Source organism: Methylobacterium sp. NPDC080182, from assembly GCF_050281105.1.
Classification (GTDB): Bacteria; Pseudomonadota; Alphaproteobacteria; order Rhizobiales; family Beijerinckiaceae; genus Methylobacterium.
Genome location: NZ_JBNNWO010000004.1, coordinates 176,666 through 201,134, shown reverse-complemented (window position 1 = coordinate 201,134; position 24,469 = coordinate 176,666). Strand labels below are relative to the sequence as shown.

The 24,469-nt window shown below is 71.5% G+C and carries 25 protein-coding genes; 13 read left to right on the top strand and 12 right to left on the bottom strand.

Annotated elements, in window-relative coordinates:
- Positions 1–20: 20 nt before the first annotated feature.
- Complete coding sequence (eno, locus tag ACQKQD_RS09555) at positions 21–1,310, bottom strand: phosphopyruvate hydratase (RefSeq protein ID WP_012317987.1); 1,290 nt, start codon at positions 1,308–1,310, stop codon at positions 21–23.
- A 195-nt stretch (positions 1,311–1,505) separates the two neighbouring features.
- Between eno and queF the strand changes: the two genes are divergently transcribed.
- Complete coding sequence (queF, locus tag ACQKQD_RS09550) at positions 1,506–1,958, top strand: preQ(1) synthase (protein WP_100253249.1); 453 nt, start codon at positions 1,506–1,508, stop codon at positions 1,956–1,958.
- Between the two features lie 64 nt (positions 1,959–2,022).
- Here the strand turns inward: queF and ACQKQD_RS09545 are convergent, their stop codons facing one another.
- Positions 2,023–2,361: a hypothetical protein gene (locus ACQKQD_RS09545; RefSeq protein ID WP_012317985.1), complete on the bottom strand. Its 339-nt coding sequence runs from the start codon at positions 2,359–2,361 to the stop codon at positions 2,023–2,025.
- A gap of 316 nt (positions 2,362–2,677) precedes the next feature.
- Between ACQKQD_RS09545 and ACQKQD_RS09540 the strand changes: the two genes are divergently transcribed.
- Positions 2,678–3,352 (top strand): class I SAM-dependent methyltransferase, encoded by a 675-nt coding sequence (locus tag ACQKQD_RS09540; protein WP_354455277.1) that lies wholly within the window; start codon positions 2,678–2,680, stop codon positions 3,350–3,352.
- Between the two features lie 5 nt (positions 3,353–3,357).
- Here ACQKQD_RS09540 and kdsA read toward each other — a convergent pair whose 3' ends face one another.
- Both kdsA and ACQKQD_RS09530 read right to left on the bottom strand, forming a co-directional pair.
- Entirely contained in the window at positions 3,358–4,212 is an 855-nt protein-coding gene (kdsA, locus tag ACQKQD_RS09535) for a 3-deoxy-8-phosphooctulonate synthase (RefSeq protein ID WP_020095311.1), read from the bottom strand.
- A 10-nt stretch (positions 4,213–4,222) separates the two neighbouring features.
- A complete protein-coding gene (locus ACQKQD_RS09530) occupies positions 4,223–4,711 on the bottom strand; it encodes a hypothetical protein (protein WP_056529583.1) in 489 nt (162 codons plus the stop codon).
- A gap of 176 nt (positions 4,712–4,887) precedes the next feature.
- Here ACQKQD_RS09530 and ACQKQD_RS09525 point away from each other — a divergent pair, with 176 nt between their 5' ends.
- Positions 4,888–5,898 carry an alpha/beta fold hydrolase gene (locus ACQKQD_RS09525; protein ID WP_427508192.1) on the top strand — a complete coding sequence of 337 codons (1,011 nt, stop codon included), beginning with the start codon at positions 4,888–4,890 and terminating at the stop codon, positions 5,896–5,898.
- Positions 5,899–5,973: 75 nt separating this feature from the next.
- On the opposite strand, the gene ACQKQD_RS09520 is transcribed toward ACQKQD_RS09525, so the two are convergent.
- Positions 5,974–7,149, bottom strand: a complete 1,176-nt coding sequence (locus ACQKQD_RS09520) for an amidinotransferase (RefSeq protein ID WP_091980931.1) — start codon at positions 7,147–7,149, stop codon at positions 5,974–5,976.
- A gap of 210 nt (positions 7,150–7,359) precedes the next feature.
- On the opposite strand from ACQKQD_RS09520, the gene ACQKQD_RS09515 reads away from it, so the two are divergent.
- The 6 genes from ACQKQD_RS09515 (at position 7,360) to ACQKQD_RS09490 (ending at position 13,744) form a co-directional block, all read left to right on the top strand.
- Positions 7,360–8,472, top strand: coding sequence for a flippase-like domain-containing protein (locus ACQKQD_RS09515; protein ID WP_091683197.1), 1,113 nt, complete (start codon positions 7,360–7,362; stop codon positions 8,470–8,472).
- On the top strand, positions 8,463–9,086 hold the full coding sequence (locus ACQKQD_RS09510) for an ABC transporter substrate-binding protein (RefSeq protein WP_132366808.1): 624 nt from the start codon (positions 8,463–8,465) through the stop codon (positions 9,084–9,086). The genes ACQKQD_RS09515 and ACQKQD_RS09510 overlap by 10 nt, the downstream gene beginning before the upstream one ends.
- 86 nt (positions 9,087–9,172) lie before the next feature.
- Positions 9,173–10,381, top strand: a complete 1,209-nt coding sequence (hpnI, locus tag ACQKQD_RS09505; protein ID WP_427508191.1) for a bacteriohopanetetrol glucosamine biosynthesis glycosyltransferase HpnI — start codon at positions 9,173–9,175, stop codon at positions 10,379–10,381.
- Positions 10,382–10,438: 57 nt separating this feature from the next.
- Complete coding sequence (gene hpnJ, locus ACQKQD_RS09500) at positions 10,439–11,872, top strand: hopanoid biosynthesis associated radical SAM protein HpnJ (RefSeq protein ID WP_020095304.1); 1,434 nt, start codon at positions 10,439–10,441, stop codon at positions 11,870–11,872.
- Between the two features lie 121 nt (positions 11,873–11,993).
- The gene (gene hpnK / locus ACQKQD_RS09495) at positions 11,994–12,836 is read left to right on the top strand and encodes a hopanoid biosynthesis-associated protein HpnK (RefSeq protein WP_427508190.1); all 843 of its coding nucleotides are present in this window, start codon (positions 11,994–11,996) and stop codon (positions 12,834–12,836) included.
- Positions 12,837–12,868: 32 nt separating this feature from the next.
- Positions 12,869–13,744 carry a bifunctional helix-turn-helix transcriptional regulator/GNAT family N-acetyltransferase gene (locus ACQKQD_RS09490; RefSeq protein WP_427508189.1) on the top strand — a complete coding sequence of 292 codons (876 nt, stop codon included), beginning with the start codon at positions 12,869–12,871 and terminating at the stop codon, positions 13,742–13,744.
- A gap of 45 nt (positions 13,745–13,789) precedes the next feature.
- Here ACQKQD_RS09490 and ACQKQD_RS09485 read toward each other — a convergent pair whose 3' ends face one another.
- Positions 13,790–16,456: an MMPL family transporter gene (locus ACQKQD_RS09485; RefSeq protein WP_091928218.1), complete on the bottom strand. Its 2,667-nt coding sequence runs from the start codon at positions 16,454–16,456 to the stop codon at positions 13,790–13,792.
- 620 nt (positions 16,457–17,076) lie between these two features.
- Here ACQKQD_RS09485 and hpnH point away from each other — a divergent pair.
- Positions 17,077–18,240, top strand: coding sequence for an adenosyl-hopene transferase HpnH (gene hpnH, locus ACQKQD_RS09480; protein ID WP_020095300.1), 1,164 nt, complete (start codon positions 17,077–17,079; stop codon positions 18,238–18,240).
- A gap of 77 nt (positions 18,241–18,317) precedes the next feature.
- Here the strand turns inward: hpnH and ACQKQD_RS09475 are convergent, their stop codons facing one another.
- Genes ACQKQD_RS09475 through ACQKQD_RS09460 form a run of 4 tightly spaced genes read right to left on the bottom strand, consistent with a single transcriptional unit; the run spans position 18,318 to position 21,025 of the window.
- Complete coding sequence (locus tag ACQKQD_RS09475) at positions 18,318–18,938, bottom strand: GNAT family N-acetyltransferase (RefSeq protein WP_427508188.1); 621 nt, start codon at positions 18,936–18,938, stop codon at positions 18,318–18,320.
- 34 nt (positions 18,939–18,972) lie between these two features.
- Positions 18,973–19,755, bottom strand: coding sequence for a hypothetical protein (locus ACQKQD_RS09470; protein WP_427508187.1), 783 nt, complete (start codon positions 19,753–19,755; stop codon positions 18,973–18,975).
- Positions 19,756–19,778: 23 nt separating this feature from the next.
- Positions 19,779–19,979: a hypothetical protein gene (locus tag ACQKQD_RS09465; RefSeq protein WP_012317969.1), complete on the bottom strand. Its 201-nt coding sequence runs from the start codon at positions 19,977–19,979 to the stop codon at positions 19,779–19,781.
- A complete protein-coding gene (locus ACQKQD_RS09460) occupies positions 19,976–21,025 on the bottom strand; it encodes a hydantoinase/oxoprolinase family protein (protein WP_427508186.1) in 1,050 nt (349 codons plus the stop codon). The genes ACQKQD_RS09465 and ACQKQD_RS09460 overlap by 4 nt, the downstream gene beginning before the upstream one ends.
- Before the next feature lie 9 nt (positions 21,026–21,034).
- On the opposite strand from ACQKQD_RS09460, the gene ACQKQD_RS09455 reads away from it, so the two are divergent.
- The gene (locus ACQKQD_RS09455; protein WP_091928214.1) at positions 21,035–21,766 is read left to right on the top strand and encodes a HisA/HisF-related TIM barrel protein; all 732 of its coding nucleotides are present in this window, start codon (positions 21,035–21,037) and stop codon (positions 21,764–21,766) included.
- 69 nt (positions 21,767–21,835) lie between these two features.
- Positions 21,836–22,438 carry a 3-isopropylmalate dehydratase small subunit gene (gene leuD / locus ACQKQD_RS09450; protein WP_020095295.1) on the top strand — a complete coding sequence of 201 codons (603 nt, stop codon included), beginning with the start codon at positions 21,836–21,838 and terminating at the stop codon, positions 22,436–22,438.
- 72 nt (positions 22,439–22,510) lie between these two features.
- Here the strand turns inward: leuD and ACQKQD_RS09445 are convergent, their stop codons facing one another.
- A complete protein-coding gene (locus ACQKQD_RS09445) occupies positions 22,511–23,182 on the bottom strand; it encodes an O-methyltransferase (RefSeq protein ID WP_427508185.1) in 672 nt (223 codons plus the stop codon).
- Between the two features lie 94 nt (positions 23,183–23,276).
- On the opposite strand from ACQKQD_RS09445, the gene ACQKQD_RS09440 reads away from it, so the two are divergent.
- A complete protein-coding gene (locus ACQKQD_RS09440; RefSeq protein ID WP_427508184.1) occupies positions 23,277–23,930 on the top strand; it encodes a TetR family transcriptional regulator in 654 nt (217 codons plus the stop codon).
- A 49-nt stretch (positions 23,931–23,979) separates the two neighbouring features.
- Here the strand turns inward: ACQKQD_RS09440 and ACQKQD_RS09435 are convergent, their stop codons facing one another.
- Positions 23,980–24,321: a carboxymuconolactone decarboxylase family protein gene (locus tag ACQKQD_RS09435; RefSeq protein ID WP_020095292.1), complete on the bottom strand. Its 342-nt coding sequence runs from the start codon at positions 24,319–24,321 to the stop codon at positions 23,980–23,982.
- Between the last annotated feature and the right edge of the window lie 148 nt (positions 24,322–24,469).

The following is a 24,469-nucleotide window of genomic DNA, read 5'->3' as shown; positions in this document are numbered from 1 at the left end:
GGCCAGCAGGATCTTACCGATCAGCGGCGGGCGAGCTGCTTGAGCGCCGACGGGCCGGCGTAGAGTGCCTGCGGGCCCAGGCCCTCCTCGATGCGGATCAGCTGGTTGTACTTGGCCAGTCTGTCGGAGCGGGCGAGCGAGCCGGTCTTGATCTGTCCGCAATTGGTGGCGACCGCGAGATCCGCGATGGTCGAGTCCTCGGTCTCGCCCGAGCGGTGCGACATCACCGCGGTGTAGCCGGCGCGCTGGGCCATATCGACCGCCGCCAGGGTCTCGGTGAGCGAGCCGATCTGGTTGACCTTGATCAGGATCGAGTTGGCCGTCCCCTCGGCGATGCCGCGGGACAGGCGCTCGACGTTGGTGACGAACAGGTCGTCGCCCACGAGCTGGCAGCGGTCGCCGATCTTGTCGGTCAGGAGCTTCCAGCCGGCCCAGTCATCCTCCGACATGCCGTCCTCGATCGAGACGATCGGGTAGGTGGCGACGAGCTGCGCGAGGTAGTCGACCTGCGCCTCGATGGTGCGGGTCTTGCCCTCGCCCTCGTACGCGTAGGCGCCGTCCTTGAAGAACTCGGTGGCGGCGCAGTCGAGGGCGAGCGCCATGTCCTGGCCCGGCTTGAAGCCGGCGGCGCTGATCGCGTCCATCACGAAATCGAGGGCGGCCTCGGCGGACGGCAGGTTCGGGGCGAAACCGCCCTCGTCGCCGACGTTGGTGTTGTGACCGGCCTTCTTCAGCTTGCCCTTAAGGGTGTGGAACACCTCGGAGCCCATGCGCACGGCCTCGGCGAGCGAATCGGCGCCCACCGGCATGATCATGAATTCCTGGAAGTCGATCGGGTTGTCGGCGTGCGCGCCGCCGTTGATGATGTTCATCATCGGCACCGGCAGGACCCGGCCCTGCACGCCGCCGACGTAGCGGTAGAGCGGCAGGCCCGAGGCCTCGGCCGCGGCCTTGGCCACCGCCAGCGACACGCCGAGGATCGCGTTAGCGCCGAGGCGGGCCTTGTTGGGCGTGCCGTCGAGCTCGATCATCGCCTCGTCGACCGCGACCTGGTCCTCGGCCTCCATGCCGCCGATCGCGTCGAGGATCTCGGTCTGGGCCGCCTCGACCGCCTTCAGCACGCCCTTGCCGAGGAAGCGATTCTTGTCGCCGTCGCGCAGCTCCACCGCCTCGTGGGCGCCCGTGGAGGCCCCCGACGGCACCGCGGCGCGGCCGAAGGAGCCGTCCTCCAGGATGACGTCGACCTCGACCGTCGGGTTGCCGCGGCTGTCGAGGATCTCGCGGGCGCTGATATTGGTGATCGCGGTCATGGAACGTCCTCTCGCGGGGGCCGCGGGTCGGCGACCGCGCCCCAATCGGAGGGTGCGGCGCATCGCGGCGGCTTATCCGTCAAGCCGCGGCCGGCGGCAAGCGCCGGGACGGACGGCGCACAGCCAGGTCCTGTCGGGAAAGCGTCGCGGATCAGGCGGATGCGCGCGGCGCCGGCAGGCTCTATATGGCCGGCCATGACCTCTCCCGACGATCTCCAACTCGGCCAGCCGACGCCCCTTCCCACCTCGCCCGAGGAGGCGCGGCTCGACCGGGTCCCGAACCCGCACGCGGACACCGACTACGTCGCCCGGTTCACCGCGCCGGAATTCACCTCGATCTGCCCGGTCACCGGGCAGCCAGATTTCGCGATCCTGGTGATCGACTACGTGCCCGGTGACTGGCTGGTGGAGTCGAAGTCACTGAAGCTCTACCTGGGGGCGTTCCGCAACCACGGAGCGTTCCACGAGGATTGCACGGTGGCGATCGGCAAGCGGCTCCGCGACCTGCTTGAACCGCGCTACCTGCGAATCGGCGGGTTCTGGTATCCCCGCGGCGGCATCCCGATCGACGTCTTCTGGCAGACGGGCGAACTGCCGAAGAACGCGTGGCTGCCGGACCCGGGCGTGCCGCCCTATCGCGGACGCTGACCGAGCCAACGAAAAGGGCGACCGGCTCGCGCCGGTCGCCCCCGATCCTCCCGGATCTTCGATCTCAGTAGCCGTAGCCGTAGTAGCCGTAGCCCGGAGCGGCGTAGCCGTAGCCGCCGTAGACCGGGGCGTAGCCGTAGCCGTAGGACGGGGCGTAGCCGTAGCCGCCGCCGTAGTAGCTGTCGCGGGCCGCGCCCGCGGCGATCGCACCGGCCGCGAGGCCGGCGATGCCGAGGCCGATGGCGGCGCCGGTGCCGATGCCGCGACGGCCGCGGTAGTAGCCGTGACCGTAGCCGCCGTAGCCGCCGTGGTAGCCGTAAGGCCGCGCCTCGGCGCTCGTGGTGACGGCAACACTGCCGAGAGCCATGGCGGCGGCAGTGGCGATGATACCGATCTTGCGCATAGTGTTCCTTCTCGATCCCTGATCGAACATGCCCAATAACGTGGCCGCATCCGGACAGTTCCAGATTTCACGCCGGACTTGCGTGCGGATCCGCACCCAGTCGGGATTATGAACCGTTGTTCAGCGTCGCCGCCGCGTCGATGAGTGCGGTCAAGCTTGGGTGTCTCTCTTCCGGAAGCGCTCGAACTCTTGCGGCGAGTCTTCGGGAGCACCTGAAACGCCGCGGCGGGCCGGCGCGGCGGACGGCCGGTCCCGGAGATAGAAATCCGCCCCGCCGCGGGTCGGGCGTGCTACGGATCGGCCGGGAGGACCGACGATGGATGCCCTGACCCTGATCCGCGAGAGCCTCGCGCCGCTGGCCGGCAAGCGGGTCGTCGATATCGGGTGCGGCGCCGGGACGCTCGCGCGGCGGCTGGTCGACGCGGGCGCGCGTGTCACCGGGATCGATCCCGGCGCCGCGGCGCTCGCCCGGGCGCGGGCCGCCGTGCCGGAGGCGCGCTTCGAGGCCGCGACCGGCGAGGCCCTGCCCTTCCCGGACGCCAGCTTCGACGGCGCCGTGATGCTGAATTCCCTCCACCACGTCCCGGACCCGGCGGCGGCCCTCGCCGAGGCGGCCCGCGTCCTGGCCCCGGGCGGGCTGCTCGTCGTGGTGGAGCCCCTGGCGGAGGGCAGCTTCTTCGACGCCCTGCGGCCGATCGAGGACGAGACCGCAATCCGCGCCGCCGCCCAGGACGCCATCGCGGCCGCCCTCGCCCGCGGCGCCTACGCGTGCCGCCGCGACGCGACGATCGCGCGGCGCGAGCGCTTCGACTCGCTCGACGCCTTCCTCGCCCGCGTCAGCGCCGTGGACCCGGCGCGCGAGGCGACCATCCGGGACCGGCGCTCCGTGGTCGAGGAGGCCTTCCTCAAGGCCGCCGCGCGCGAGGCCGACGGGCAGTTCGGCCTCGTCCAGCCGCTGCGGATCCACGTCCTGGAGCCGGCGGCCGCCTGAGCCGGTCAGGCGGCCCGGCGCTTGGCGAGGCGGTCGAAGGCGAGGAGTTCCTCGAGCAGGGCCGGCATGTCCTTCAGCGCCACCATGTTGGGGCCGTCGGAGGGCGCCCGGTCGGGGTCGGGATGGGTCTCGATGAACACCCCCGCCACGCCCACCGCCACGGCGGCGCGGGCGAGGACGGCGACGAATTCCCGCTGTCCGCCGGAACTCGCCCCCTGCCCGCCGGGCTGCTGCACCGAGTGGGTGGCGTCGAACACCACCGGCGCGCCCTGCGTGACTTGCGCCATGATCGGCAGGCTGCGCATGTCCGACACCAGCGTGTTGTAGCCGAACGAGGCGCCGCGCTCGGTGACGATGACGTTGGGGTTGCCCGCCTCCGTCACCTTGGCGGCGACGTGCTTCATGTCCCAGGGCGCCAGGAACTGGCCCTTCTTGATGTTGACCGCGCGGCCGGTCGCGGCGGCGGCCAGCAGCAGGTCGGTCTGGCGGCACAGGAAGGCGGGGATCTGGAGCACGTCCACCGCCTCGGCGGCGGGGGCGCACTGCTCGGCGGCGTGCACGTCGGTCAGCACCGGCAGCCCGAGGGTCTCGCGGATCTCGGCGAAGACCGGGAGCGCCCCGTCGAGGCCGATGCCCCGGGCGGCGCTGCCCGAGGTGCGGTTGGCCTTGTCGAAGGAGGTCTTGAACACGAGGCCGACGCCCAGACCCGCGGCCATCTCCTTGAGGGCGGCGGCGATCTCCAGGGCGTGCTGGCGCCCTTCGAGCTGGCAGGGGCCGGCGATCAGCGTCAGCGGCAGATGGTTGGCGAAGCGCGCGTCGCCGACTTGGACGACGGGGCCGGGTGTCTCGATCTTCGACATGCCGGCCGGTCTAGCCCGCGCGGCGGATCCGCGAAAGCCCGGGCCGGGGCGCGACCCGGCAGACCGTGCGGTCCTCCCGGAGGGCGTCCGCGCGCGGGCCGGTCTCGCACAGCATCAGGATCCGGCCGGCACCGCCCCGACGCGGCGCATCCGCCAGCAGGCTGGCCTGGTGGAGGTTGAGCGCCAGCACCTCGACCGCGGCGGCGTCCGCCCCGGCGAGCGCCTGCGCGGCGCGGCCGATCAGGACGAAGTAGGCCGGCGCCGGCTCGCGCTCGCGGGAGGCCACGGTGATCCGGGCGGGCGCGCGGCAATCGAGGCTCAGCCGCTCGGCATCCTGTGCCCGGAACACCGCGACGGGGCCGGCCCGCCCCGCCAGGGAGGCGCCGGTGGTGCGGATCACCCGCGCGGCGAGGACGTCGCAGGCATCCGCCGCCCGGGCCGGGGCCGGCCCGAGGAGGAGCGCGCCGGCGAGGGCGGTCAGGGTGGTGAGGCGCAGCATCGGGACATCCGCGGCGGGAGACGGTCGCGCCCGGGAGATGGCGCGCCCGGGAGATAGCGCGCCCTGCGGCGGGCGCGAAGCCGCGCCGCGGGACGTGGACAGGAACAGCCGGATGACCGATCTGAGCGGGCGGCGCGGCGCCTCACGCCGCTCGCAGATCAGGCTCCGACGCGGCCATGCTCCGAACCCTCCTCGCTTCCGTCCTGCTGGCCCTGGTGCCGGCCGGGCACGCTTCCGCAGAGCCGCCCCAGCAGCCGACCTACGGGCCCGAACTCGAGGGCTTCGCCTACCCGTTCCCGGTGGAGCGGTTCCCGTTCACGTCGCAGCACCAGCCCCTGCAGATGGCCTATCTCGACGTCCGGCCGGCGACGCCGAACGGCCGGACCGCCGTTCTGCTGCACGGCAAGAACTTCTGCGCCGCCACCTGGGAGAGCCAGATCCGGGCGCTCGGCGCCGCCGGGTACCGGGTCATCGCGCCGGACCAGATCGGCTTCTGCAAGTCGAGCAAGCCGGCGGCCTACCAGTTCACCTTCCGGCAGCTCGCCGAGAACACCCGCGCGCTCCTGGACAAGCTCGGGATCGAGCGGCCGATCCTGGTCGGCCACTCGACGGGCGGGATGCTGGCCGCCCACTACGCCCTGCTCTACCCGAAGGCGGTGGAGCAGCTCGTGCTGGTCAACCCGATCGGCCTGGAGGACTGGGCCGCCAAGGGCGTGCCGCCGACCTCGGTGGAGCAGTGGTACCAGCGCGAGCTGAAGGTGACGGCGGCCTCGATCCGGGCCTACGAGACGGCGACCTACTACGCCGGCGCCTGGGAGCCCCGCTACGAGCCCTGGGTCACGATGCTCGCGGGCCTCAACGGCGGCCCCGGCAAGGAGGCGGTCGCCTGGGACTCGGCGCTGCTCTACGACATGATCCTCACCCAGCCGGTGGTCTACCGGTTCCCGCAGATCGCGGTGCCGACGCTGCTCCTGATCGGTCAGAAGGACAACACGGCGATCGGCAAGGACCTCGCACCGCCGGAGGTGCGGGCGAGCCTCGGCAACTATCCCGAGCTCGGCAAGGCGGCCGCCAGGGCCATCCCGGGCGCGCGGCTCGTGGAGTTCCCGGATCTCGGCCACGCGCCGCAGATGTCGGATCCGGAGGGGTTCAATGCGGCGCTGATCGCCGGGATCGCGGCGCGCTAGGCGCCGCGCGCCGTCCTCCGTCGTCCCGGGGCGCTCGCGGCGCCCCGGGACGACGGCGTGCCCGGCGCCTTGATCCTAGAAGTAGGACTTCAGCACGCCCCGGCGGCGGACGTCGAGGGTCGCGCAGTGGAACGAGCCGCCGAACGGGCCGTAGCTGAGGAACGGCGCCGGGATCGGGTCGAAGCCCCAGTCCTTCAGGGCCTTGATCAGCGTCGGCTGGCTCTGGTCGACGACGATCTTCTTCTCGGTGATCGCCAGGACGTTGATCGAGGTCCAGGGCGAGCACATCGAGATCTTGCTCATGAAGCCCTCGACCGGGTCGGGGCGCGGGGCGACCAGCACGTCCCACTTCTTGAGCACGGCCGGGAGCTTCTCGACGTCGACGTAGTCCGGGTTCACCAGAACCTTGCCGGGGGCGAGCGGCATGAACGACGAGTCGATGTGCATCGGCTGCGGGCAGCGGCTCTCGATCTCGTGGATGCGGAAGCCCGGGCCGAGGTGGCGGCGCAGCCACTCGATGCCCATCAGGTTGGTCACGTTCGAGCGGGTCACGAACAGGTCGCGGCCGCAGCGGACGAAATCGGCGGCGTCGAAGACCGGCTCGAACTCGTTGACCGTGAACTGCATGGGCTCGCCGGCCTTCAGGTTCGGCACCCGGTAGTCGTAGTTGTAGAGGTCGTCGGTCAGCTGCGGGCGCGGCGCGGAGGTCCAGCGGGCGCCGGCGCGGAAATACTCCTTGAACAGCGACCGGTAGGCGTCGCCCTCGAAGTAGCGCGAGCGCCAGCACATCGGGCTCTCGATGATCTCGTCGCCGATCACGAGGTACGGGTCGCGCGGGCAGGCGACGCAGAAGCCGCGGGAGGACCAGCGCGGCGCCTTGAACTTCTTCGAGAAGTCCACCGCGTCGGGACGGCGGACCTTCACGCCCTCGCCGGCCAGGATGGTGATGAAGTTGTCGAGCTCGGCCTGGGCGAGCTTCTTCATGAACTTCGGATATTTCCAGCCGCTCGCCAGCCGGTAGAACGGCTGCGCGGCGCGCGGCAGGTTGAAGATCACCGTCAGGTGGTGAGTCGGGATCGTGGCGCCGTCGAGCGAGCCGACGATGACCTCCTCCAGCGGATCCCACTCGTTCCAGGCCATCACCGGCGACTGGGGAGCCGGCACGCCCGGTCCGGTCCCGCCCGGGAGACCGCCCGCATGCGTGTCGTCGGTCACGGCCTCCAGGGCCGTGATCGGTGATTCGCGCTCCATGACGTGTGCCCCTTCTGCGACGTGCCGCGGCCTTCTGCGCGGGCTTCTCAGCCCCGCCGCCGCTTTGGCCCTCGGTGTGTCAAACGGGTGATAGACACCGCTAATCCGTGCTGCAACGTGACAGAAACGTTCCCGGGCCGATGGACCTATTTCTGCCGCGACCGTGACCGATTTCCCGCATCAAGCCTTACGCGAGCTTGAAAGACGACAATGAAGCGCCTGACGACCTTGGCCTCGATCGCCGGTCTGTGCACGGTCGTCGGCCTGTTCATGTCCTCCGGCCTGGAGGATGTGTCGGCCGCCGTCGTGAGCGCCGGCTGGGGCGCCGCCCTGGTGGTGCTCGCGCGCTTCGTGGCCGTCGCCTGGGCGGGGCTCGGCTGGTACGTCGTGTTCCCCGCCGGCGCGACCAAGCTCGCCGACTGCATCTCGCTCCGCTTTGTCCGCGAGGGCATCAACACGCTGCTGCCTGTCGCCACCGTCGGCGGTGACTTCGTCGGCGCCCGCCTCCTGTCGAAGCGCGACGTTCCGGGCGCGCTCGCGGGCGCCAGCATGTTCGTCGACCTGATGACCCAGGCGCTGACGCAGCTCCTGTTCACGGTGGCCGGCCTCGCCCTGCTGGTCCTGATCTCCGGTGACGGACCGATCGCCCACACGGTCGAGGGCGGGCTGGCCCTGGCGGTCCCGGCGCTCGGCGCCTTCTACCTGATCCAGCGCAAGGCCGGTCATCGCCTGATCCAGGCGCTACTCAGCCGCTTCGCCTCCGGGCGCGAGTGGCGGGCCTTCGGCGCCATCGACCAGCTCTACGACAGCCTGCGCCGGCTCTACGGCAACCACGGTCGCTTCGCGTTGGCCCTGGTGGTCCACCTCGCCGGCTGGGTGATCGGCACGCTCGAGGTCTATGTCTGCCTGCGGTTCATGGGCTACCCGATCGACTTCGCGCAGGCGCTCATGATCGAGAGCCTCGCCCAGGCCGTGCGCGGCGCGGCCTTCGCGGTGCCCGGCGCCCTGGGCGCGCAGGAGGGCGGGCTGATCGCCCTGTGCGGCCTGTTCAATATCCCGGCCGAGGCGGCGCTCGCCCTGTCGCTGGTCAAGCGCTTCGCCGATCTCGGCGTCGGGCTCCCGAGCCTCCTGCTCTGGCACCGGATCGAGTCCAGGCTCCGGTCCGAGACGCCGGAGGAAGAGGAGCGCGAGCCTGCGCCGGAGGCCGGGCGCAAGGCCAAGAGGGTCGCGCAGCCCGCCACCCTCGGCCCGTTCTACAGCTACGCTCCGCCGCGCATGGGGGCGCGGCTCGGCGACGGCGAGGAGTTGAAGAAGTGCGCCTGACCCGCCGGCTCGCGGCCGCCCTCATCGCCGCTCCCTTGGCCCTGACCCTGCTCGTCCCGGCCCCGTCTTGGGCCGCGGACGATCCGGCCGTTCAGACCGTGCGCGACCTCTACGCCGCCTTCTCGGCCGCGCTGAAGGACGGGCCCGGCCCGCTGCCGGCCCGGGTTGAGGCCGTCGGCCCGGCGCTCGACAAGGCGTTCGACTTCCCCGCCATGACCCGCGTCGCGGTGGGCTCGAAATGGTCGAGCTTCACCCCGGAGCAGCAGGCGGCGGTGATCGACGCCTTCAAGCGCAGCCTGACCGTGACCTACGCCAACCGCCTGGCCCGCGCCGCCGGCGGCAAGTTCGACGTGACCCCGAAGGTCGAGGAGCGGGGCGCCCAGCGCGTGGTGCCGACCCGCGTCACCGCCGCGGACGGCGACGATTCCGCCGTGGACTTCGTCGTCAACGCCGACAACCGCATCCAGGACGTCCTGCTCAACGGCGACGTCAGCGAGATCGCCGCGCAGCGGAACGCCCTGTCGGCGCCGCTGAAGTCCGGGGGCGCCGACGGCGTCGTGAAGTTCCTCCGGGCGCGGGCCGACGGCATGCTCGCGGCCAAGCCGACGCCCTGAGCGGCGCCGGCGCCTGCGCCGACCTGAACCGGCCGTTCGCGGCCATCGCCGCCTCGGCGGCCGGACGATCGCACGGATCCGACCGGATGGATGTCTCCTCCCTGGCGCTGCTCGGCCTCTCGTGGCTCTCGCTGCTATGCCTGATCCTGGCGGCGGCGGGCTGCGTCTACGGGCTGGCCGGCGCCATCTGCGCGGGCCGCTACGCGGGCCGCCGCCCGCCGATGCTGCCCGCCGGCGCGACGCGGCCCTCCGTGACGGTGCTGAAGCCGCTCTGCGGTCTCGAGCCCAACCTCTACGCGAATCTCGAGACCGTGCTGCGCCAGGACTACGCCGGGCCGGTCCAGGTCCTGTTCGGCGTCCAGAAGTCCACCGATCCCGCGATCGGCGTGGTCGAGCGCCTACAGCAGGCCTATCCCGAGGCCCGCATCGACCTCGTGATCGACGGCCGGCAGCACGGATCGAACCGCAAGGTCTCGAACCTGATCAACATGGCCGAGGCCATCGCCCACGACGTGGTGGTGCTGGCCGACAGCGACATGGTGGTGGGGCCCGACTACCTCGAGCGCCTCGTCGCGGAGCTGTCCCAGGACGGCGTCACCGGCGTCACCTGCCTGTACCACGGGGTCCCGGCCTTCCGGGGCCTGTACGACCAGCTCTCGACGCTCGCGATCGACACCCACTTCCTGCCCAACGTTGTGATGGGCCTGAGCCTCGGTCTGGCGAAGCCCTGCTTCGGCTCCACCGTGGCCTTCACCCGGGCGAGCCTGGAGGCGGTCGGCGGCTTCCGCACCTTCCGCAACGATCTGGCGGACGATTACGCCATCGGCGCCGCCCTGCGCGGCCTCGGCGGCCGGGTGGTGATCCCGAGCTTCACGATCGGCCACACCAGCGTCGACACCGATCTCTCCGGCCTGTGGCGGCACGAGCTGCGCTGGAACCGGACGATCCGCACCGTCGACCCGGCGGGCTACGCCGGCTCGATCGTCACCCACGCCTTCCCGCTCGCCCTGCTGGGCGCGCTCCTGCCCGGCGCCGGCACCGGCGCCCTCTGGGTCGCCGCCGCGGCGCTGGCGAGCCGCGTGCTGCTCTGCCGGCAGCTGGAGCGGGCCTTCGGCCTCGCCCCGCACCCCTACGGACTGTTGCCGATCCGCGACATCCTCTCCTTCCTGAACTTCTCCTGGGCCTTCGTGTCGGGGGCGGTGACATGGAAAGGTCACGATTATCACGTGGTTGCGGATGGCACCCTGATCCCGGACGCCGAACTCGGCCGCGATGCCGGCGCGCCGCTCCGCTGAACCCGGCTCCCTCGTCCTCCGCCCCTCCCCCGGCATTGCCCTGAGGCCTTGAACCCCATGCGCACGCTCTTCCTCCAGGCCCCCACCTTCGACGGTTTCGACGGCGGTGCCGGCTCCCGTTACCAGGCCAAGCGCGAGATCAAGTCGTTCTGGTACCCGACCTGGCTGGCCCAGCCGGCCGCCCTGGTGCCGAACTCGAAGCTGATCGACGCGCCGCCGCACAACATCAAGCTCGCCGAGATCGTGGCCCAGGCCAACGACTTCGACCTCGTCGTGCTCCACACCTCGGTGCCGTCGTTCAAGTCCGACGTGAAGACGATCGAGGCGCTCAAGGCCGCCAACCCGAAGCTCATCGCCGGCCTGATCGGCGCCAAGGTCGCGGTCGACGCCGCCGGCGCGATGGCCCAGGCCCCGGTGGTCGATTTCTGCGCCCGCAACGAGTTCGACTTCACCGTCAAGGAGGTCGCCGACGGCGTCCCGATGTCGGAGATCAAGGGGCTGTCCTATCGCGACGCCAACGGTGTCGTGGTCCACAACGAGGACCGCGAGATCATGACCGACATGGACCAGCTGCCCTTCGTCACCAGCGTCTACAAGCGCGACCTGGAGATGGAGAAGTACTTCATCGGGTACCTGAAGCACCCCTACATCTCGTTCTACTCGGGCCGGGGCTGCAAGAGCCGCTGCACCTTCTGCCTCTGGCCGCAGACGGTCGGCGGCCACACCTACCGCACCCGCTCGGTCGCCCACGTGATCGAGGAGATCAAGTACTGCCTGAAGGAGTTCCCGCAGACCAAGGAGTTCTTCTTCGACGACGACACCTTCACCGACAACCTGCCGCGCGCGGAGGAGATCGCCCGCGAGCTCGGCAAGCTCGGCGTCACGTGGTCGTGCAACGCCAAGGCGAACGTGCCGCGCGAGACCCTGAAGGTGCTCAAGGAGAACGGCCTGCGCCTGCTGCTGGTCGGCTACGAGTCCGGCAACCAGCAGATCCTGCACAACATCAAGAAGGGGATGCGGGTCGAGGTCGCCGAGAAGTTCACCAAGGATTGCCACGACCTGGGCATCGCCATCCACGGCACCTTCATCCTCGGCCTGCCGGGCGAGACGAAGGAGACGATCCAGGAGACGATCAACTTCGCCAAGCGGATCAACCCGCACACGATCCAGGTCTCGCTGGCGGCGCCCTACCCGGGCACCTTCCTGTACAAGCAGGCGGTGGAGAACGGCTGGCTCGACATCGAGAACGCCGAGCTCGTCGACGAGAACGGCGTGCAGGTCGCGCCGCTGCACTACCCGCACCTCTCCCACACCGAGATCTTCACCTCGGTCGAGGAGTTCTACAAGAAGTTCTACTTCCGGGCGCCGAAGATCGCCTCGATCGTCAGCGAGATGGTGCGCTCGCCCGACATGATGAAGCGCCGCCTTCGCGAGGGCGTCGAGTTCTACCGCTTCCTCAAGGAGCGTCAGGGCACCGCCAAGGCGGCCTGAAGTCAGGGGTCCGGGGCCTGCGGCCCCGGCGGGGAGCGGGGCGGAGCCCCGCCCCTCTTCCAGGGCTCCGCCCTGGACCCGCGAGAGGGCGAGCCCTCTCGACACCCGTTACGAGGTTACCGTGAAGCGTCTGGTCGTCACCGCGGATGATTTCGGGCTGAGCCCCGAGGTCAACGAGGCCGTCGAGCAGGCCCATCGCGACGGGATCCTCACGGCGGCCAGCCTGATGGTCTCGGCGCCGGCCGCCGCCGACGCCGTGGCGCGGGCCCGGCGGATGCCGTCCCTGCGGGTCGGGCTGCACCTCGTCCTCGTGGAGGCGTGGCCGACCCTGCCGGCGGAACAGCTTCCCGACCTGACGGACGAGGCCGGCCTGATGCGGGCCGACATGGCCCGCCTCGGCCTCGACTTCGCCCGCAGGCCCGCGGCCCGGCGCCAGCTCGCCGCCGAGATCCGGGCTCAGTTCGAGGCCTACCGGGCCACCGGCCTGCCGCTGGACCACGTCAACGCCCACAAGCACTTCCACGTCCACCCGCTGATCGCCGGGGCGGTGCTGCGCGTCGGCCGCGACTTCGGGATGCGCGCCCTGCGGGTGCCGCGGGAGCCGCGCGAGATCCTGCGCCGCGCCGAGCCCGGCGCGCGGCCGCGAGCCGCCCTCGACATCGCGCCCTGGGCGGCGCTGCTCGCCGTCCGCGCCCGGCAGGCCGGGCTGCTGATCCCCGACCGCACCCTCGGCCTCGCGTGGTCCGGCGCCATGACGCCCGCCCGTGTCGCGGCCCTGCTGGCCGAACTTCCGGACGGCCTGACCGAGCTCTACACCCATCCGGCCACCGCCGGCGGCTTCCCCGGCGAGGCGCCGGGCTACCGCTACGCCGACGAGCGCGACGCCCTGATCGCCCCCGCATCCCGGTCGGCCGCCGACGCGTCGGGCGCCGTCCGCGGCGGGTTCTCCGACTTCCTCGGTTGACCCAGGCCGTTATCTGACTTTAGTCAGATAACATGGAGCCTGCCGAGATCGCCCGCGTCCGCCGCTTCGCCCGCGCGGTCACCGCCGAGGTCGGCGCGCTCGATTCCTCGTTCCTCGGTCGCGGCCGTCCTCTGGGCGCGGCGCGGGTCCTGAACGCCATCGGCGCGGGCCGCGCGGAGATCGGCGAGATCCGCGCCTATCTCGGTCTCGATTCCGGCCTGATGAGCCGTCTCCTGCGGAGCCTGGAGGAGGAGGGGCTGGTGGCGACCGCGCCGCACCCCGCGGATGCCCGCCGCCGGGTCGCCTCCCTGACCGAGGCCGGGCGGCGCGAGTTCGCGGCCTACGAGGCGCTGTCGGATGCCCGCGCCGTCGCCCTGCTGGAGCGCGCACCGCAGGTGGACGCGCTGCTGCACGCCATGGACCGGGTCGCCCTGGCCCTCGGCCGCGACGCCATCGCGATCCGGGAGGCCGACCCGACCGACGCGGGCGCCCGCGCCTGCCTCGCCGCCTGCTACGCCGAGCTCGCGACCCGGTTTGCCGGCGGGTTCGACGTCGCCCTGTCGTGCGACCCGGAGGCCGCCGCCATGGTGCGGCCGCGCGGCGTGTTCCTGCTCGCGTGCGCCGACGGGCTGCCGGTCGGATGCGTCGGGCTCAAGGGAGGCGGCGGCGCGGTCGCGGAGATCAAGCGGCTCTGGGTCGATCCCGCGGCGCGCGGGCTGGGCCTCGCCAAGCGGCTGATGCGGGAGGCCGAGGCCGCCGCCCGCGACCTCGGGATCCGGACGCTGCGGCTCGACACCAACAGCGCCCTCCCTGAGGCCCTGGCGCTCTACCGGCGGTCGGGCTGGGTGGAGATCGACCGCTTCAACGAAGATCCCTATCCGGACCACTTCTTCCAGAAGGCCCTCTGAGGCTCTCCGAAGCGCCGGCCGCGACCGGCCGGCGCTGCTCGGCTTCTACTTGGCGGGCACCGGATCCTGGTGCGGGGCGGACTTGCGCAGGGCCGCACCGGCCGCCTTCTCGGCTTCCGGACGATCCTCGTCGGGCTGCTCCGGCGGCTCGCCGAGGGTCGCCGGAACCACGAAGAACGCTGCCACCAGGGTGAAGAACAGCGACAGCGCCAGCAGCTTGCCCATGCTGGCCGTGCCCGGATGGCTCGACAGGACCAGCGACCCGAAGGCGCTGCCCGTGGTCAGCGCCGAGAAGAAGATCGCCCGGGTCAGGCTGGAGGCGAGCATGTCGGTCACCCCCGCCCGCCACGCGATCACGTAGTAGATGTGGAACGCCACGCCGACCGCGAGCATCAGCGGCAGGGCGATGATGTTGGCGAAGTTCAGCGGCATGCCGACGATGCGCATGGCCATCAGCGTCCAGAGCGTCGCGATCACCAGCGGGCCGAGGGTCATCGCCACGTCCCACGGCTTGCGCAGGGCGACCGAGAGGATGACGAAGATCAGCACGAAGGCCGTCACCGCCGCCTGCACGAAGGCGCCCAGGATCGTGTAGCTCGACTGCGTGGTGGCCACGGGCGCGCCGGTCGCGTGCGGGGCGACCTTCAGGACCTCGTCCGAGAACCGGCGGAGCACGGTGTCGTCGTTCGAGTCGCCTTTCGGGTGAACCTCGATGCGCGCCCGTCCGTCCGCCGCCACCCAGTCGGCCTTCAGCTGCGGCGGCAGGTTGTCCAGCGTGATCTTCTCGGGATGCAGCAGGTCGCGCAGGCGGGCGAGCAGCGGCACCAGATCCTTGGTGAGCGCTACCGAGGCCGCCTCGCGCATCTGCACCGGTCCGGCGGCGAGCTTGTCCAGGGTGCCGGCGAGCTGCTTGGCCTCCTGGGCGCCCTTCGCGTCGCCCTTGGCGTCGGCCGAGAGGCCGTTGAGCGCCGCGGCGGCGTCCTTGAGCGCCTTGACGTTGTCGGCGTCGGTCGGCGGCGGCGGCCGGCGGCCGGGGTTGAGCACCGGGTCGAGGAGCTGGGCCGTGTCGGCGATCTGGGCCAGCTTCTTGTCCTGATCCCGCGGGACGAAGGTGTCGATGCTGTTGACCGAGGCGGTGACCGGCAGGGCCAGGAGCGTCTTCGACAGCGACGGGACCTCCGCGACGCTGGGCGCCAGCACGTCGATGAAATTCGGGCTGGTCTCGGGATTCTTGATCAGGTCCAGGTAGGTCGCGATGGACTGCGTCTTGGCGCTGCGCAGGTGCATCGGGTTCGAGTCGAACGGCAGGTGCCAGAGCAGCGGCGCGCCGGCCAGGGTCACGAGGCCGACGCCGATCAGGATCGGCTTGCGGTGCCGGATGATCCAGGGGTCGACGCCGACGAGCCACTCGGTCTGGACCGCGGCCTTCTCGCCCACCGGCTTGAACACCGCGATCAGGGCCGGCAGCAGGATCAGCGAGAACAGGAAGGCCACGATCATGCCGACGCCGGCGATCAGGCCCAGCTCCGAAACGCCGCGGAAGGCCGTGGGCAGGAAGGCGAAGAAGCCCGCCACCAGCGACACCGCGGCGAGCGTCAGCGACCAGCCGACGCCCCGGGCAGCGGCGCGGATCGCGCTCTCCAGCGTCGGCTGCTCGTAGCGGTCGGCCCGGTAGCGCACCGAGAACTGGATGCCGAAATCGATGCCGAGCCCGACGAACAGGGCCGCGAAGGCCACCGAGATCGGGTTCAGCTCCTTGACCATGATGAGGCCCAGGGCGGCCGTGACCACGAGGCCCGCGAAGGTGGTGATGATCACCGCGCCGACGAGCTTGCCCGAGCGCAGGGCCAGCCACAGGAACAGCACGATCGCGCCGACAATGATGCTGTTGTTGAGGCCGGCATCCTCCGACAGCGTCGCGAACTCCTCGTCCGCCACCGCCACCGTGCCGGTCAGGCGCATCCGCAGGCCGTTCTGGGCGTCGATCCCGAGATCCTTGGCGACGTTGCGGATCAGCTTGGTCGCCTGGTAGCCGGGCTCCAGGGCGTTGAAGTCGAGGACCGGCTGGATCACCACGAACTTCATCTTGTCGGTGACGCTGGTCTCACCTCCCGACAGGAGTTCCTGCCAGGACATCCGCGCCCGCTGACCCGCCAGCACCTTCTGCAGGGTGGCGTCGATCTGCCCCATGGGCTTCTCGAGGTCCTCGATCTTGGCGTCGCCGGTCTTCACGCCGCGCGCGCCCAGCGTCAGCACCCGCATGATGCCCCGCAGCGACGGGTCGGCGGCGAGCGGGCCGAGCAGACCCTGCTGCTGGGTCAGCGCCTCCAGGGTCTTGTCGAGGTCCGCCTGCGACATCAGCAGCAGGCCGTTCTTGTTGAAGAACGGGCCGCCGTCGGGCCGGTAGACCGTCTCGATCAGGTTCTTGTGCGCCGTGAGCGCCTTGGCGAGGTTGGCGGCCGCCTCCTCGGTCTCCTCCGGCGTCTCGCCGTTGATGACCGCGACGATGGTGTTGCTGCGCTGCGGGAACGCCTTCTCGAAATTGATCTCGTCCTGTCGCCACGGCTCCTTCGGGTCGATCAGCCGCTCGACGTCGGTGTTGATTCGGAACAGGTGCGCCGCGACTCCGAGGCTCGCGACCGTGAGGAACGCCGTGAAGGCGATCACGATCCACCGATACCGCACCGAGAACGCGACGAGACTTTCGATCACGAGCACCCTGCCTGTTCGCATCGGACGCGCCCCGTGCGCGACCGGCTCCTGCCATCTGTCCGGTCCGAACCCGGGCCACCGACACGGGCGGGCTCAGGGCTCCGCCGCGCGACGCTCCGCGATTCGGCCGGGTGCGCATCGGGTTCGAGGAACGCCACACCGCCCGATCCGAGCGCGCCGCGCGCGCCCGGCACCCGACTGATTGCGCCCGATGCGGTCCGCGGTCGGGACACCCGCCGCGGGCCGGGACTTGCATCGCGGCCACGAGGCTCAGTAAAGAGGGCGATGCCAGATTGCAACGCGGCCGCCGTGGCGCGCATCCCGCGCCCGCCCGTGTGCGTTAGCGCACGGCGTTTCTGGCGCGGCCACCCGAATCGTGGGATTCCGGTCGTATTGCCGACGCAATGCACGTGCTGTCCTCAACGATCGGGCGCGTCCGCCCACGGGCTCCGCAAGCGCGGTCCATGTGGCGCCGTTGCGTCAGACACGGAATAAGATGTCATCGCCCCGCCGAAACGGGGTCATTTCAGATTAGTTCCAAGCTAGATGGCTGGAATTCGAGATTTTTTCGCGTTAAGCACCCCGATGTCCCGGGGCCGACGAAGTAAGGAGCCGCAATCTTGGGTATCCCCCTCCGGTACGTCGCGAAGATCGGCGGCTACATCCTGAAGCAGCACCTCACGGGCCGCAAGCGTTACCCGCTTGTGATGATGATGGAGCCGCTGTTCCGCTGTAACCTGGCGTGCGCCGGCTGCGGCAAGATCGACTACCCGGACGAGATCCTGAACAAGCGCCTCCCGGTCGCCGACGCGCTCGAATCGGTGCGCGAGTGCGGCGCCCCGGTGGTGGTGATTGCCGGCGGCGAGCCGCTCCTCCACAAGGACCTGCCGCAGATCGTCGAGGGCATCATCGCCCAGAAGAAGTTCGCGATCGTCTGCACGAACGCGCTGCTCCTCGAGAAGAAGATCAAGGAGTACAAGCCGAGCCCGTACTTCACGTGGTCGATCCATCTGGACGGCGACAAGGAGATGCACGACCAGTCGGTGTGCCAGCGCGGCGTCTACGACAAGGCCGTGGCGGCGATCGCGAAGGCCAAGGAGATGGGCTTCCGGGTCACCATCAACTGCACCTTCTTCAACAATTCCCAGCCTGAGAAGATCGCCGATTTCTTCGACAGCGTGACCCGGATGGGCATCGACGGCATCACCGTCTCCCCCGGCTACGCCTACGAGCGCGCCCCCGATCAGAAGCACTTCCTGAACCGCAAGGCGACGAAGGACCTGTTCCGCGGCGTGTTCCGGCACGGAAAGGAGAAGGGCCGCGAGAAGTGGACCTTCCAGCAGTCGGGCCTGTTCCTCGACTTCCTGGCCGGCAACCAGACCTACCACTGCACCCCGTGGGGCAACCCGACCCGCACCGTGTTCGGCTGGCAGAAGCCCTGCTACCTTCTCGGCGAGGGCTACGCGGCGACCTTCAAGGAGCTGATGGAGACCACCGACTGGGACGCCTACGGCACCGGCAACTACGAGAAGTGCGCCGACTGCATGGTCCACTCGGGCTACGAGGCCTCCTCGGTGGTCGATTCGGTCCGCAAGCCCTGGAAGCCGCTGGTGCACGCGATCCGCGGCATCAAGACCGAGGGCGAGATGGCCCCCGAGGTCAGCCTGGAGAACCAGCGCCCGGCCGAGTTCGTGTTCTCGCGCAACGTCGCGCAGAAGCTGTCCGAGATCAAAGCGGCCGGCGTCGACACGAAGCAGGAAGCCCGCAAGCGCACCGCCGCCTGACCGGCGCGCGCGACTGACGACACGAGACCCGCGGCCGCGAGGCCGCGGGTCTCTTCGTGTCCGGACCCCGCGGCGCCTCAGCCGAGCCGCGGCACGTGGGGGGCGCAGTCGCGCGGCAGGGTCCCGTCGAGCCGCGGATCGGGCGCGACCTCGACGTGGATCGCGAAAGGAACGAAGCCGGAGCGCCGGTAGAAGGCGAGCGCGCCGGGATGGTCCAGCGTGCAGGTATGCAGCCAGAACCGCGCGATCGGGCGCGCCCAGGCCCGGCCGATCGCCGCGTTCATCAGCGTGCGGCCGATCCCGGTACCGACCGCGTCCCCGGTCAGTCCGAGGAAGACCAGCTCGCAGGTGCCGGGCCGGCGGAAATCCAGTTCCAGCATGCCGACGTTCCGCCCGTCCCGCCGCAGCGCGAGGATCTCGACATCCCGGTCGGCCAGGATCGCCGCCAGCGCTTCGTCGGCCAGGGTGAGGCGCGAGAACCAGAGCCAGTCGGCGCCCACCGCCCGGAACAGGCTCCGGTAGGTCTCCGGGTCGGTGCGTTCCAAGGGCTCGAGGGCGAGCCCGGGCGGGAACGGCCGTCCGGGCCGCGGGGGCGGCGGGCGCAGCATCTCCAGGCTGGTGACGATCGTGGCGAGATGGCCGGGCGGCACCGTCGCGTAGCCCGGTGTGAGGGTCGGGATTCCGGTCTCCGGCAGCATCGATCCCCTCCGCGGTCGCCTCGGCGCGGCCCGGTCACGCGGAAAGCGGGCGCCGCCGCGCGACCAGCCACGGCAGCACGCAGGCCGCCGACACCGCGATCGCGGCGGCGTAGGCCGCGACCGGGTCGATGCGCCCGAGCAGCAGGTGCACGCAGACATAGAAGGCCAGCACGCCGAACGCGCCCTGGGCGCTGCCGCGCACCACGTCCAGGGCGGCGCCGACGCCGTCCTGCGCCCGGGCGAAGACGATGAGCGGCCAGGAGATGATCGGGATCGGCGCCAGGACGCCGCTCAGGCCGGAGCCGAGATGCGGCGCCAGCCCCGAGACCATCAGGACCAGGGCGGTGGCGGCCGCGAGCCGGGCCGGCATGTCCCAGCGCGGCGGGCGCGCCCGGCGGATCGGCGATTCGGTCCCGGCGGCCGGCCGGCACAGGGCGACCACCAGGGCCATCGCCGGCAGGTCGATCGCCGTGGCGAGCCACAGGCCGGGCTGGACCACCCCGTGCAGCAGCGCACCGCCGAGGACGAAGCCCGCGAGGGCGAGCAGCGCGGCCGCGAGGCCCCCCGTCCGCGGCGCGGCGACGGCGTAGACGAGGTAGCTGACGGTGACCGCGCCGAGCCCCTCCACCGAGCCGATCGCCGCGTCGGCGGCGAAGCGCTCGCCCTGCTCGGCGGCGAGGTAGATCGAGATCGGCGCCGAGGTCAGCGGGAGGCCCGAGAGCAGGCCGCCGACGAGGCTGCCCCACCGGCGCGCGGCCGCCGACACGGCCCACATCAGGGTCGGCGTGACGACGATCTTGGCGGCGATCAGGCTCATGGCGACCGGCGGGGCCCGGGGCCTCAGGCCGCCTGGGGCGGCCCGTCATCCTCCGGGTCGGCGGGCGAGTTGAGGATGTCCTCGAGCTCGTCGACCAGCCGGTCGACCTGGTCCTCGGTGGCGAGCACCTTCAGAACCTCACCGGTCTCCGTCTCGACGGCCAGCTCGATATGCGGCCCGACCCGGGCCGTCAGGATCCGGGCCAGGATCTTGATTGCGCTCATGCGAGTGCCTCCTCCGCGGCGATGAGGCCGACCGCCACCGCCGGTCCACAGGTCGAGATGCCGTCGCGCGCGCCGCCGATCCGGTCCGCCAGCAGCGTCACGAGCGGTGTCGAGGACCGGCCGAGACGCTCGGCGAGGCGGGCGCCCACGAAGGCGCCGGCGCCGCACAGGACGAGGGGCGCGTCCGCGCCGAGATCGGGCCGGCTGAGGATCTCCGCCGCCGCGTCGTGCAGCAGGCGCAGCTGCGCCTCGGCGAAATGGGCGGCGAGCGCCGTCCAGGCCGCTCCGGGCGCCTCCGCCCGGTCCCGCCCGACGATCCGGGCGAGCCGGGTCTCGCTCTCGGCGACCGTCTTGCCCTTGCGGTCGCCGCTCGGCTGCTGGTCGGCGCCCTCGGGGAGCTGGCCGAGGATGCGGTAGACGTCCGCCATGTGGGCGAAGGTCTCGGTCATCAGCCGGGTCCGGCGGCCCGCGAAGGGGGCGTGGTCGGACAGGGCGATCACCGGCGTGCGCACCGCGCCGGTATAGACGAGCTCGCCGGTCTCCAGCCGCTCGGCGTCGCTGTAGCCGGTCGCGGCCGGCCGCCCGCCCACGACGGGAATCAGGTCGGCGGTGGTCGAGCCGATATCGACCAGCAGCGCGTCCGGGACGTGCCGGCCGGCGAGCGCCGCGGTGGCGTGCCAGTTGGCCGAGGCCACGTCCGCCGACAGGGGCGCGGCCGCCTCGGGGGCGACGAGGCCGGAGCGGCCGGCGTAGATCCGCACGGTCCCGGGGAGGTGCGACCCGGCCCATCCGGCGAGCGCCGCGACGCCGTCGCGCCGGTCGGCGAAGCAGTCGGTCAGCTCGCCCGTCATGGTCACGGCGTGCAGGGCCGCGCCGCGGGCCCAGTCGGGGGCGGCCTCCAGCGCCCGGTCGAGGGCCGGCAGGCCCTGCCAGAGCGGGCACGGCACCTGGGCGGCGGCCGCGACCCGGCCGTCCTCGACCAGGGCGACCTTGACGTGGACCCCGCCGAGGTCCCACCCGATGGTCGTTGGGTTTGATGAGCGCATGGGACCGCGATGAGCGCCTCGATGGACCACAGGATCGGGCGCCCCGGCTTCGCGGTGATCCCGGTGCTCGATCTCCGGGGCGGCCGCGTGGTGCGGGCGCGCCGGGGCGAGCGCTCCTCCTATGCCCCGATCGAGACGCCCTTGGCAAAGGGCTCGGCGCCGGACGCGGTGGCCCGCGGGCTGGTCGACGCGTGGCCCGCCGCGATCCTCTACGTCGCCGATCTCGACGCGATCATCGACCGCGCCGCGCCCGATCTCCGCGCCCTGGAGGCGATCGCCCGCGCCTGCCCGGGGATCGCCCTGTGGGTCGATGCCGGCTTCGCCGAGCCGGAGGGCGTCGCGGCGTTCCTGGAGGCCGGGCTCGGGCGACCGGTGATTGGCAGCGAGAGCCAGGCGGATGCCGACCTCGTGACGCGGCTCGGCGACCGGGCGGTGTTCTCTCTCGACACGCGCGGCGCGGAGCGGCTCGGCCCGGCGGCCCTCCACGACGATCCGGCGCTCTGGCCGCCGGAGGTGATCGCCATGACGCTGGCGCAGGTCGGCGCCGGGGCCGGCCCGGACCTCGCGGCCCTGGGAGCCTTGCGCGCGCGGGCGCCGGATCGCCGCCTCTACGCGGCGGGCGGCGTGCGCGGCCCGGACGACCTGCGGGCGCTCCGGGCGGCCGGGATCGCCGGGGCGCTGGTCGCCTCGGCCCTCCACGACGGCACCCTGTCCCGGGCGACGGCGCCCGACCTCGCCTGACGCTTCCGGCCCGGGCCCGCGGCTGCTAAACCGCGCGACAGAGAGACCACCGACACGAGCCGTCAGACGATGGAAAAGTTCACCACCCTGGAGGGCGTCGCGGCGCCCCTGCGGACGATCAACGTCGATACCGACCGGATCATCCCGGCGAAGTACCTGAAGACGATCCGGCGGACCGGCCTCGGCAAGAGCCTGTTCGCCGAGATGCGCTACCGCGAGGACGGCTCCGAGAACCCGGACTTCATCCTCAACCAGCCGGCCTACCGGAACAGCAAGATCCTGGTGTGCGGCGACAATTTCGGCTGCGGCTCGTCCCGGGAGCACGCGCCCTGGGCGCTGGCCGATTTCGGCATCCGCTGCGTGATCTCCACGAGCTTCGCCGACATCTTCTTCAACAACTGCGCGAAGAACGGCATCCTGGCGATCGTCGTGTCGCCAGAGGATCTGGAGAAGCTCTTCGAGGACGCCGAGCGCGGCGCGAACGCCACCCTGACGGTCGACCTGGCGGCGCAGACGATCCGGGGACCGGACGGCGGCACCCTGCATTTCGACGTCGACGAGGGCCGCAAGCACAACCTGCTGAACGGACTCGACGAGATCGGGCTGACGCTGGAGCGCGTCTCCTCCATCGACGCCTACGAGCAGAAGCTCGCCCAGCGCGAGTGGGCCTGAGCGACCGGACCCGCGTCCCGACGGCGGTCGCGTCGCGCTGAGGCGACCGCCGGTCCGAGGCCAGGGCCCGCCTCACCCGAGCCGCATGGACAGCTCCACGTCCTCGGCGAACGGCACCGACAGGTAGCCGCGGCTCGGCGCGCGCACCCGCTGCAGGTAGTCCGGACTGTGGTCCGCGTTGTCGGCGACCACCAGGGCCCCCGGTCCGAGGCGACTCTCCACGAGGCTCAGTACCTCCGGATAGAGCCCCTTCGCCCCGTCGAGGAGCAGCAGTTCGACCGAGTCGGGCAGGTCGAGGCCGAGGGTCTGGAGTGCGTCGCCCTCGCGGAACTCGACGAGGTCCGCCAGCCCGGCCTCCATCAGGTTCGCCCGCGCCCGCACCACCTTGGACGGCTCGAACTCGCAGGTGATCAGCCGGCCGCCGCCGTTGTCGCGCAGGGCCGCGGCGAGGTGCAGGGTCGAGAGACCGAAGGACGTGCCGAACTCGACGATCGTCCGCGCCCGGCGGGTCCGCGCGAGCATGTAGAGCAGCCGGCCGGTCTCCCGCGAGACCGCGAGGGGCATGTCCTTGAGCCGGCTGTAGAAGTCCCGGTAGCCGGTGCGGCTGCCCATGAGGCGCGCCCGCTGTTCCGCCGAGAGATCGCTGATGGCGCTCAAGGGTGAGGAGGCCTCCGCCTGCGCGAAGAGACTGTCCAACAGCGACGCGATACGCGGTTCGGCGAGTGTGGATGCTGAGAGTGACATGGCGCGTTGCTTTCCGTCTTGCGCGTTCAACTGAACACGACGCAGAGTACCGGCGCCCCCTGCCCGCGCCTATTCGCGTTCCGAGCCCCGCCCCATGCCCGACCGGCCAAGTCTCGGAATCTCCAGGCGAAAGCAGCCCCGGCAGGCGCGTTCCAGCGACCTCGTCGCGGCCGTTCTGGAGGCCGCCGCTCAGGTTCTGGCGGAGGTCGGCGCGGCGCGGTTCACGACGGCGCGGGTCGCCGAGCGCGCCGGCGTCAGCATCGGCTCGCTCTACCAGTACTTCCCCAACAAGGCGGCGATCCTGTTCCAGCTCCAGAGCGACGAGTGGCGGGACACGAGCGCCCTCCTCGCCGGCATCCTGACGGATCCCGCTTGCGCGCCCGGCGAGCGCCTGCGCGCCGCCGTCCACGCCTTCGTGCGTTCGGAATGCGCGGAGGCCGCGATGCGCCGGGCCCTCGACGCGGCCGCCCCGGCCTATCGCGACGCGCCCGAGGCCGCGGAGCCGCAGCTGGCCGGCTCGCAGGCCTTCCGCGACTTCCTGCGCGCGGCGCTTCCCGCGGCGCGCGAGACGGACCTGGCGGTCGCGGGCGAGATCATCGCGATGACGCTCGGCGAGGTCGGCGAGCGCATCTCGGAGGTGGTCCGGACCGAGGCGGCCATGGCGACCTTCGCGGACGCCCTGGCCGATATGCTCTGCGCGTATCTGGACCGCCTGGGCAGCCGAGACCGGGCCGGCGCGCCGTCCTGAAGGCGAGCCCCGGGCCCGGCGAACCGGACATGGCCCTATCCCGGTCGGCTCAGCCGGACTCGCCGGTGAACGCCTCGAAGGCGCGGGCGGTGTAGACCAGGGCGGCGCCGGCGTTCAGTGCCACCGCCACGCCCAGCGCCTCCACGACCTCCTCCTTGCTCGCGCCGGCCTTGCGGGCGGCGTCGGAATGCACCGCGATGCAGCCGTCGCACCGGGTCGTGACCGCGACCGCGAGGGCGATCAACTCGCGGGTCTTCGCGTCCAGCTTGCGCTCGGTCGGGGCCGCCGCGGCGAGCTGGTCGTGGGCCTTGAGGAGGTCCGGGCTCACCGCACCGATGCGCCCGAGCGTGCTGACGAGCTCGGCGCCGTACTGATTCCAGTCCTTCATCACGCGTCCCGTCTCCCTGTTCGTTGACCCGACCGGCGATGCGCCAGTACGGTGCCAACCTACCGGTTGGTAGGCCGCAGGGTCAAGACGAGGCGGGTTTCCTCACCGTTCGTTAACCCACATGTCGCCTGAATCCGCGCCCAGACTCCGT